This window comes from Micromonospora phytophila, assembly GCF_023656545.1.
Classification (GTDB): domain Bacteria; phylum Actinomycetota; class Actinomycetes; order Mycobacteriales; family Micromonosporaceae; genus Micromonospora; species Micromonospora phytophila.
Genome location: NZ_JAMOKF010000377.1, coordinates 1 through 4,750 on the forward strand (window position 1 = coordinate 1; position 4,750 = coordinate 4,750).

The window sequence follows — 4,750 nt, forward strand, 5'->3', positions numbered from 1 at the left end:
AACTGGGGGTGCCACTCGGTGGTCGGCTCGACCACCCAGGAGGGCTCGGCCGGGTCGTGCCACCGGTCGGCGTAGCGGCTCATCCGGGCGACCCGTCGCCACGGCGGGTGCGCGTGCGCGGAGCGGCCGGAGCGCGTCGTGCGCGTACGGGCGTGCCGGGGTGGCCGGTGGGCGTCCGCTCGCTCACGGCCGCGCCCCGGTGGCCGGCTCGCGTCCGCTCGCTCACGGCGATGTCACCTCGTTGCAGATTGTCGCGCTGGGCGCCTCACGTGCCGGTGGAGTCGCCCCTCCCGGCACGGCGTGGCTGCGGATGGAGGGTAGCGGCGTGGGCTCGCTCACCGCCACTGTGGCACCGACCACGGCCCAAACGTTATCCCATCGTTCCGGACATCCGGGGCAAAGCCGGGAATGGGCTTCCGAGGCGCGCTCCACGCGGAAAAGCGGGGCGATCCGGAAGCGGCGAGTGCCCGGCGACGCCCTCCGGACGCGCGGCGGGAGGCCGCCAAGCGACGCTGGACCGCCGGACCGGCGCCCTCGACCGGCGCTGGACTACTGCGCACACCGCCGACCTCGGCCGGCGGCGGGCGCTCGCACCGGCCCCGGCCCGCCCGGCACCGGATCGTCGAGCTTGTCCGGGCCGGTCGCGCGCTTCAGGGCGAGGCCGACCGGGCGGCTACGGCGTGGGCGTCAACCGCTGACGGGGCGGGGGCGGTCGGAGGGTCAGACCGGGTCGCCGAGGTTGACCCGCGGCGCCGGGGCACGCATCCGGCGGAACGTGATCGACCGCATGATGGCGTAGAGGTAGAGCGAGCCCATCCGCTGCCCGGTGTTCGGGAAGCGCTCCCGGACCAGCTTCCTGATCTTCCGGGAGATCAGGATCGAGTCGATCACCACACCGAGGGCGAGCGCGCCCCAGAGGATGTTGGAGACCAGCCGGACCACCGGGGGCATGGCCGCGTTCGAGCCGATCAGCACGATCAGCGCGCCACCGAAGAACCAGGTGCCGACGGTACGCCGCGAGTCGACCACGTTGCGCGCCAGCAGCCGCTCCGGGCCGCGGTCGCGCGGGCCGCCCTCCCGGCGGAACTCCGCCGCCGACTCGGCGCGCAGCTGGCGGCGACGCTCCCGCGCCTCCTCCTTGGTCAGCGGCTTGCTGGGACCGGCCGGACGACGGCCCGCCCCCGGCCGCTTCGGCGTCTCGCGTCCCTTGGCGGGGGTGTAGCCCCGGGAACGGGCGGATGCGGACTCCTCGTCGGGCGTCACGGAGGTGACGGCCTCGTCGACGAGGTCGGTGGACTTGCGGCGAAACAGCGACGGCACGCGGAAAGCGTAGCCATACGTCGGCGCCCGGTGCACATCGCGGTGCACCGGGCGCGGACTCACGTGAGCGAGGTTACGGGCGCTCGGCGTGCGCGCCGAGGTCGGCGAGCTTCGCCTCGAAGTCCTCGTAGCCCCGGTTGATCAGGTCCACGCCGTAGACCCGGGAGGTTCCCTCGGCGGCGAGCGCGGCGATCAGGTGGCTGAAGCCGGCCCGCAGGTCGGGGATGACCAGGTCGGCCGCGTGCAGCTTGCTCGGCCCGGCGATCACCGCGGAGTGCTTGAAGTTGCGCCGGCCGAAGCGGCACGGGGTGCCGCCCAGGCAGTCCCGGTAGACCTGGATGTTCGCGCCCATCGAGTTCAGCGCCTCGGTGTAGCCCAGCCGCTGCTCGTAGACCGTCTCGTGGACGATCGACAGGCCGCGGGCCTGGGTCAGCGCCACCACCAGCGGCTGCTGCCAGTCGGTCATGAAGCCGGGGTGCACGTCGGTCTCCAGCGCCACCGCGTTCAGCTCGCCGCCCGGGTGCCAGAACCGGATCCCGCCCTCCTGGCCCGGGTCGCCCAGCTTCGGCGGCCGGGCGTCGGTGACCTCGTACTCGCCGCCGACCGAGCGGAAGATGTTCAGGAAGGTCATCATGTCGGCCTGCTGCGCGCCGAGCACCTCGACGTGGCCGCGGGTGGCCAGCGCGGCCGCCGCCCAGCTCGCCGCCTCGATCCGGTCGGGGATCGGCCGGTGGGTGTAGCCGTGCAGCTTCGGCACGCCCTGGATCTCGATTACCCGGTCGGTGTGCACCTTGATGATCGCGCCCATCTTCTGCAGGATGCAGATCAGGTCGATGATCTCCGGTTCCACCGCCGCGTTGCGCAGCTCCGTGACGCCCTCGGCCATCACCGCGGTGAGCAGCACCTGCTCGGTCGCGCCGACGCTCGGGTAGGGCAACGCGAACTTCGTGCCGTGCAGCCCGTTCGGTGCCGACAGGTGCAGCCCCTCCGGGGTCTTCTCGACCGTCGCACCGAACTCCCGCAGCGCCTGCAGGTGGAAATCGATCGGTCGCGGCCCGATGTGGCAGCCGCCCAGGTCCGGGATGAAGGCGTGCCCGAGGCGGTGCAGCAGCGGCCCGCAGAACAGGATCGGGATCCGGCTGGAGCCCGCGTGCACGTTGATCTGGTCCGTGCTGGCGCTCTCGACGTTGGCCGGGTCGAAGACGAGCTCGCCGTCCTCCCCGCCGTCGGAGACCTTCACCCCGTGCAGGCCGAGCAGGCCACGGACCACCTCGACGTCACGGATCTTCGGCACGTCGAACAGTCGGCTCGGGCTGTCGCCGAGCAGGGCGGCGACCATCGCCTTCGAGACCAGGTTCTTCGCGCCGCGCACGCGGATCCGCCCTTCCAGCGGAGTACCTCCGTGTACGACCAGGACGTCGTCGCTCAACGCAACCTCCAGCGCGTCGGTGCTGCCGTGTTGATGGTGGGGCTCGCGATTGTCATCGCTACCCGGACTGCGGCCATGTTGAAACGGCCCGCGTGTGTCGTCGCCCCGGCAGCATAGCCCTCGGTGACGAAAATGGACCCGGTCACATCACCCCAGGGGGCACTTATCGGTGATCCGGCACTTTCCCGTACCTGGGGGGCTACCGAGCGTGATCAGCCGACCGTCGGCGGGGGAGTGTCCGCCCCGGGGAGGGCGAGCATCTGGTCCAGCGCCACCCGGGCGTGGTGCGCGGTGTCCGGGTCGACGGTGATCTGGTTGACCACCCGACCGGCGACCAGCTCCTCCAGCGCCCACACCAGGTGCGGCAGGTCGATGCGGTTCATCGTCGAGCAGTAGCAGACCGCCTTGTCCAGGAACATGATCTGCTTGTCCGGGTGGGCCAGCGCCAGCCGGCGGACCAGGTTCAGCTCCGTGCCGACCGCCCAGGCCGAGCCGGCCGGGGCCGCCTCGATGGCCTTGATGATGTACTCCGTCGAGCCGACCTGGTCGGCGGCGGTGACGACCTCGTGCCGGCACTCCGGGTGGACCAGCACGTTCACCCCGGGCACCCGCTCCCGGACGTCGTTGACGCTGTCCAGCGTGAAGCGGCCGTGCACCGAGCAGTGCCCGCGCCACAGGATCATCTTCGCGTCCCGCAGCTGCTCGGGGGTGAGCCCGCCGTTCGGCTTGTGCGGGTCGTAGAGCACGCAGTCGTCCAGCGAGAAGCCCATCTCCAGCACCGCCGTGTTGCGGCCCAGGTGCTGGTCCGGGAAGAAGAACACCTTCGAACCCTGCTCGTACGCCCACTCCAGGGCCCGCCGGGCGTTGGACGAGGTGCAGACCACGCCGCCGTTGCGCCCGACGAAGCCCTTGATGTCCGCCGAGGAGTTCATGTACGTGACCGGGACGGTCTGGTCGGCGATGCCCAGGTCGGTGAGGACGTCCCAGGCCTTCTCGACCTGCGACAGCACCGCCATGTCGGCCATGGAGCAGCCGGCCGCCAGGTCGGGCAGGATCACCTTCTGCGCGTCCGAGGTGAGGATGTCGGCGCTCTCGGCCATGAAGTGCACGCCGCAGAAGACGATGTACTCCGCGTCCGGCCGGGCCGCCGCCTCGCGGGCCAGCTTGAACGAGTCGCCGGTCACGTCGGCGAACTGGATCACCTCGTCGCGCTGGTAGTGGTGACCGAGCACGAAGACCCGGGTGCCGAGCGCGGCCTTGGCCGCGGCGGCGCGGGCCACCAGGTCGGGGTCGCTCGGCGCCGGCAGGTCGCCCGGACACTCCACGCCACGCTCGGTGGCGGGGTCGCTGCCGCGGCCGAGGAGCAGCAGCGCAGTGGCGGTGTTGGAGGGTTCCACCCACGTCGAAGTCACGGGTCCATGGTCCCACAGCGTGACCGGGTCGCAGCCTTCGCCGGTGTGTGCTGCCACACTGCTCGGCATGCGCGTGCTGCTCTGCCCGGACAAGTTCGCCGGCACCCTGGCCGCCCGGGAGGTGGCCGACTCCGTTGCCGAGGGTTGGCGTGAGGTGTCCGCCGGCGACGACCTGCTCGTCCGGCCGCTCGCCGACGGTGGACCGGGGTTCGTGGCGGTGCTCGCCGACGCCCTGGGCGGACGCCGGATCCCGGTGCCGACCGTCGATCCGCTCGGCCGCCCCGCCGCCGGTGAGATCCTGCTCACCGACGACGGCACCGCCTACCTGGAGAGCGCCCAGTCCTGCGGGCTGCATCTGCTCGCCTCCGCCGAGCGCGACCCGAAGGCGACCACGTCGTACGGGCTGGGGGTGCTGGTCGCCGCCGCGGTGGAGCACGGGGCCCGCACGGTGGTCATCGGGTTGGGCGGTTCCGGCACCAACGACGGCGGCGCCGGCATGCTCACCGCGCTCGGCGCCACCCCGCTCGACGAGGTCGGCCGGGCCCTGCCGTACGGCGGGGCGGCGCTGGCCGGGGTGGGCGCCCTGGAC

4 protein-coding genes are annotated in these 4,750 nt (G+C 72.3%); 1 reads left to right on the plus strand and 3 read right to left on the minus strand.

The window, feature by feature from the left end:
• Window positions 1-720: 720 nt before the first annotated feature.
• The 3 genes from NCC78_RS27700 to nadA all read right to left on the minus strand — a co-directional run bounded on the left by NCC78_RS27700 (window position 721) and on the right by nadA (window position 4,161).
• Window positions 721-1,320: a DUF3043 domain-containing protein gene (locus NCC78_RS27700; RefSeq protein ID WP_250798170.1), complete on the minus strand. Its 600-nt coding sequence runs from the start codon at window positions 1,318-1,320 to the stop codon at window positions 721-723.
• A gap of 73 nt (window positions 1,321-1,393) precedes the next feature.
• Window positions 1,394-2,749: a UDP-N-acetylglucosamine 1-carboxyvinyltransferase gene (murA, locus tag NCC78_RS27705; RefSeq protein WP_308220965.1), complete on the minus strand. Its 1,356-nt coding sequence runs from the start codon at window positions 2,747-2,749 to the stop codon at window positions 1,394-1,396.
• A 212-nt stretch (window positions 2,750-2,961) separates the two neighbouring features.
• Complete coding sequence (gene nadA, locus NCC78_RS27710; protein WP_250798171.1) at window positions 2,962-4,161, minus strand: quinolinate synthase NadA; 1,200 nt, start codon at window positions 4,159-4,161, stop codon at window positions 2,962-2,964.
• A 67-nt stretch (window positions 4,162-4,228) separates the two neighbouring features.
• On the opposite strand from nadA, the gene NCC78_RS27715 reads away from it, so the two are divergent.
• On the plus strand, window positions 4,229-4,750 hold a 522-nt coding region (locus NCC78_RS27715; RefSeq protein ID WP_250798174.1), incomplete at its 3' end, for a glycerate kinase.